The following is a 265-nucleotide window of genomic DNA, read 5'->3' on the forward strand; positions in this document are numbered from 1 at the left end:
CGGCGACCCTCGTACCATCGCGGTCCTCCTCAAGTCGGGCAACTTCGGCGAACGGTCGCTCTTCACCGACGCGTGGGAGGTGGCACCGTGACCGGCATCGAGATCGACGCCGATGCCCGTGCCGCAGTGGTGCGCGCATGCCGCCACCTGTCGGCGGCCGGCCTGTCGCCGGGAAGCTCCGGCAACGTCAGCGTGCGCGTCGGCTCCCGCATCATCGCCACCACGACCGGGTCCTCACTGCGCGCGGTGACCGAGGAGCAGCTGG

Annotated in this window: 1 protein-coding gene; it reads left to right on the top strand. The window is 71.3% G+C overall.

Going from position 1 to position 265, the window contains the following annotated elements; genetic code table 11:
* Window positions 1–129: 129 nt before the first annotated feature.
* The coding region (locus SB773_RS32370) for a class II aldolase/adducin family protein (protein WP_410594470.1) at window positions 130–265 on the top strand (136 nt) is incomplete at its 3' end.

The organism is Bacillus sp. SIMBA_074 (assembly GCF_046534555.1).
GTDB lineage: Bacteria > Bacillota > Bacilli > Bacillales > Bacillaceae_G > Bacillus_A > Bacillus_A mycoides.